The 3,973-nt window shown below is 62.3% G+C and carries 5 protein-coding genes; 3 read left to right on the plus strand and 2 right to left on the minus strand.

From position 1 onward, the window contains the following. The 3 genes from ACTHNE_RS05575 to ACTHNE_RS05585 form a co-directional block, all read left to right on the plus strand. Positions 1 to 849: Nudix family hydrolase (locus ACTHNE_RS05575; protein ID WP_440268727.1), on the plus strand; the 849-nt coding region annotated here is incomplete at its 5' end. Positions 850 to 858: 9 nt separating this feature from the next. Continuing rightward, complete coding sequence (locus ACTHNE_RS05580; RefSeq protein ID WP_324937770.1) at positions 859 to 1,137, plus strand: putative signal transducing protein; 279 nt, start codon at positions 859 to 861, stop codon at positions 1,135 to 1,137. A gap of 154 nt (positions 1,138 to 1,291) precedes the next feature. Next, positions 1,292 to 1,810 (plus strand): adenine phosphoribosyltransferase, encoded by a 519-nt coding sequence (locus ACTHNE_RS05585; protein ID WP_324937772.1) that lies wholly within the window; start codon positions 1,292 to 1,294, stop codon positions 1,808 to 1,810. A gap of 96 nt (positions 1,811 to 1,906) precedes the next feature. On the opposite strand, the gene ACTHNE_RS05590 is transcribed toward ACTHNE_RS05585, so the two are convergent. Both ACTHNE_RS05590 and ACTHNE_RS05595 read right to left on the minus strand, forming a co-directional pair. Further along, positions 1,907 to 2,488, minus strand: a complete 582-nt coding sequence (locus tag ACTHNE_RS05590) for a DUF3501 family protein (RefSeq protein WP_324937774.1) — start codon at positions 2,486 to 2,488, stop codon at positions 1,907 to 1,909. 2 nt (positions 2,489 to 2,490) lie between these two features. Beyond that, positions 2,491 to 3,834 carry a heterodisulfide reductase-related iron-sulfur binding cluster gene (locus ACTHNE_RS05595; RefSeq protein ID WP_324937776.1) on the minus strand — a complete coding sequence of 448 codons (1,344 nt, stop codon included), beginning with the start codon at positions 3,832 to 3,834 and terminating at the stop codon, positions 2,491 to 2,493. Positions 3,835 to 3,973 lie beyond the last annotated feature (139 nt).

Consider the following 3,973-nt stretch of genomic DNA (forward strand, 5'->3'; position numbering starts at 1 on the left):
CCCGGCGAATCGCCCCAGCTCGCCCTGGTGCGCGAACTGCGTGAAGAACTGGATATCGACATCCGGCCGCAGGACGGCACGCCACTGATCCGCATCCCCTGGCGTTATGGCGAGCGCGGCCTGCTGCTCGACGCATGGCTCTTTACGCACTGGCAGGGCGTGCCGAAATCGCTGGAAGGGCAGGCCTTGCAGTGGCGGATGCCTTGGGAGATCGATCCGGCAACGCTGGCGCCGGCCGATCGTCCCATCCTGCAGGCGCTCCGTTTGCCTCCCGTTTACGCGATCACGCCGGCGGATGTAACGCCGGACCAGGCCAATGTGTGGCACGCAAAATTGACGGCCGCGATCGAACACGGCGCGCGCCTGATCCAGCTGCGTTTGCCGGCATGGTCATTCCAACAGGTTCGTGCCCTGGCGGCTCGCCTGCAGGCGGGCGCCGTGCAGCATGGCGCCCATCTGCTGCTCAATGGCGACATCGAAGGCGCGCGCCGGCTTGGGCAGGGCGTCGGTGTGCATTTGAAATCCGCGCAACTGGACGAGCTGGCGGAGCGCCCATTGCCCTGGTCGCAGCTGATCGGCGCGAGCGGCCACGATGCTGATCAGCTGGCGAAAGCCTCCCAGTTGGCCGATTTCGCCACGTTGTCACCGGTGATGCCCACGTCGAGTCATCCGCAGGCCGCTGCGCTGGGCTGGCCGCAGTTTCACGCGCTGGCCGAGTCCGCCGCCTTGCCGGTCTACGCGCTCGGCGGCATGTCACACGCGCAAGCCGGCGTGGCACGCAGCCATGGCGCCCAGGGTGTGGCGGGCATCGGCGCATTCTGGCTTGCCCAACCGCGCATGCAGCAGTAGCGTGCAGCCATGCGTATCGTCTATCGCGCCCAGAATCTGATCGACGCACATCTGGTGAAGGATGCGCTGGAGAGCGCGGAAATACCCGCCTTCATTTCCGGCGAGTACCTCACCGGCGGCGTCGGACAGCTGCCTGCGCTGGACTACGTGGCGGTGCTGGTACCGGAATCGAGCGTGGAGGCGGCCGAGTCCATCGTACGCGAGATCGATCATGCGCTGGCGGAGGCGCGCGAGGCGATCCGGGAATTGGATGACGATCCGGACAGCATGGTGCCGCAGCCGGTTTGATGAGTGGTTGCTTGCATTGCTGTTGAGTGAGTCCTTCTCGAACGGCACGGCGAAGAGGCACGCTCAAGCTTTATCGGCGAGCAGTGCAGATCCCACGCCAAAGAAAAACCACGTTGCAGGTATGCTATCGAACGCATCACCACCGGAGCCCTGCATGACCGAGTTTGCACGTCTGATCCGCGCCGTACCGGATTTCCCGAAGCCGGGCATTACGTTTCGCGATATCACGCCCTTGCTGGCCGATGGCCCTGCTTTCGCACGCTGCATCGACGCGCTGGTCGAACCGTGGTTGCATAGCGACGTGCAAGCGGTGTGCGGAGTCGAATCGCGCGGTTTCATTTTTGCCGCCGCGATGGCGCAGCAACTGAAGGCGGGCTTCATTCCGTTGCGCAAGCCCGGCAAGCTGCCGCCGCCGGTGATGCACGCCGATTATCAGCTCGAATACGGTACCGATCGCCTCGAAGCGCGCGTCGGCACCGTGCGCCAGGGTGAGCGTGTGCTGCTGGTGGATGACGTGCTCGCCACCGGCGGAACGCTTGGCGCAGCACGCAATCTGCTGACGCAGCTCGGTGCAGAGCTGGTGGGGGCATCCGTGTTGGTCGAGTTGCTGGCGTTACAAGGGCGGGCGCTTTGGCCGCAAGACGTTCCGTTGCATACCGTGCTGCATTATTGATGGATGGCTGCATGATTGATCGTAGGTTGGGGTGCAAACCCCAACATCGCCATGATCGTTTGGATCGGGATGTTGGGGTTCGCACCCCAACCTACGTCAGTCGAAATCTTCGGCAAGTGCCTTGCGCAAGGTTTCAGACAAGGTAACTTCTTCGCACATCAAGGGATGCGTTGAGGCCAGCTTCACCGCCGCACCGCTTCGCCAAGCCTCGATCATCCCATCGCTCAGCTCGAAGCGCAGGAAATGCACCGCGGCGGTTTTTGCCTCCGTGCTGCGGTCCATGTCTTCGTCCGCAATGGCAGTAACGGGCGGACGCCCGCCAACCGTCAGCGTGATGCCATGCTCGAGTCCGGCAAGTCGCGACAATTCGCGCTTGCGTTGTTCCGCATCGGGATATTCGATGAGCAGTGTCGCCTTCAAATTCCTTCCATCGGGAATGAGTGGGTTGTAGGCATCCAGTTCCTCCTCGATGCCGTTGGCTTCGAAGATGCGCTCGATACGCAGCATCTCCTGGATCTGGTACTGGATGGTGAGGCGATCCTCGAAGACCAGCGTGAGATGCGCGCCCACGTGCACGCTGCGCTGTTGCTTGTGCGCCATCGCGCGTGCGCGAAAATCAGCACGCTGCGCCGCATAGGTTTCGAGCGAAAGCAGATCGTGGCGTTGCAGTTTGTGCATGGTCAGATTCCGTAGGCCTTGCGCAGCAGGGTCAGCGGATGTTCCGCTGCGGGCTTGTCATCCAGGCCGTGGGCGATGTGGCTGCCGGCCATCGGGCAGTCGCTGGTGAAATGCGTGGCGTCGGCTTGCGCCACGCGATTTTCTACCGGCTTGGCGAGCTTGCGCGACAGCGCGTAGGTCTTGTGCTTTACGCCATAGGTGCCATCGTGGCCGGAGCAGCGCTCGATCACAGTAACCTCTGTGCCCGGCACGAGTTGCAGAATATCGCCGGTTTTCGGGCCGATCTTCTGCACGCGCTGGTGGCACGGCACCTGCCAGGCGATCTTGCCTAGCGATTGCTTGAAATCGATGGCGAGCAGGCCGGCCTTGTGGCGTTCGGCCAGGTATTCGAACGGGTCGAAAAAGCGGTCGCGCACCAGTGCGATGTCTTGGTCATCCGGAAACATCAGCGGCAGTTCCTGCTTGAACATCAGCACGCACGACGGAATGGCCGCGGTGAAATCCCAGCCTTCGCGCGCCATGTTTGCGAGCACGGGAATATTGCGTTCCTTGTACTTGCGCACGGTGTCCAGATCGCCCAGCTCGAATTTCGGCATGCCGCAGCAGCTTTCCCGTTCAACCAGGCGTACGGGAATGGCGTTGTGCGTGAGCACGGCGGCCAGGTCTTCCACCACGCCCGGTTCGGAGTGGTCGCAATAGCAGGTGGCGAAGATGGCGATCTTGCCGCGTGTGCGTCCCGCTGGTTTGCTTTCACCTTGGCCATCCAGCTTGCGCAAGCGCTTTCGCGCGGTCGGTGTGTGATAGATCGGTACGCGCGCCTTGGCATCCACGCCCATGGTTTTTTCCAGCAGCTTGCGCGCGGTGGTATTCCTGTTCGCCGCATTGATGGTCTGCACCACCACCGGAATGGAAGCGAGCTTGCCGACCGCACGCGTATTGGAAAGCACGCGCGCGGAAAGCGGTGCGCCGTGTTCGCGGAACGCCACCGCCTTGGCGCGCAGCATTACATGTGGAAAATCCACGTTCCACGGATGCGGCGGCACGTAGGGACATTTGGTCAGGTAGCACAGATCGCACAGATAGCATTGCTCCACCACCTTGGCGTAATCGTTTTTCGCCACGCCGTCGATTTCCATCGAGGCGGAGTTGTCGATCAGATCGAACAGCGTGGGAAAAGCGTGGCAAAGGCTGACGCAGCGGCGGCAGCCATGGCAGATGTTGAAGACGCGCTCCATTTCCTGCTCGAGCGCCTGGCGGTCCCAGAACTCGGGCTTCAACCAGTCCAGCGGATGGCGGGTGGGCGCCTCGAGACTGCCTTCGCGAACGGTGCCGGTGGGTTCTGCCATGGACGTCTCCGTGGTGCGATGTGCTTCACGTAGATTGGGTTGAGGCGCAGCCGAAAAACCAACGTCGTCATGTATGCATATCGCGTTGGGTTTTCGGCTGCGCCTCAACCCAAACATCTGGGGATTGCGCAGGGGTTTC

Source organism: Dyella sp. (assembly GCF_051954575.1).
GTDB lineage: Bacteria > Pseudomonadota > Gammaproteobacteria > Xanthomonadales > Rhodanobacteraceae > Dyella_B.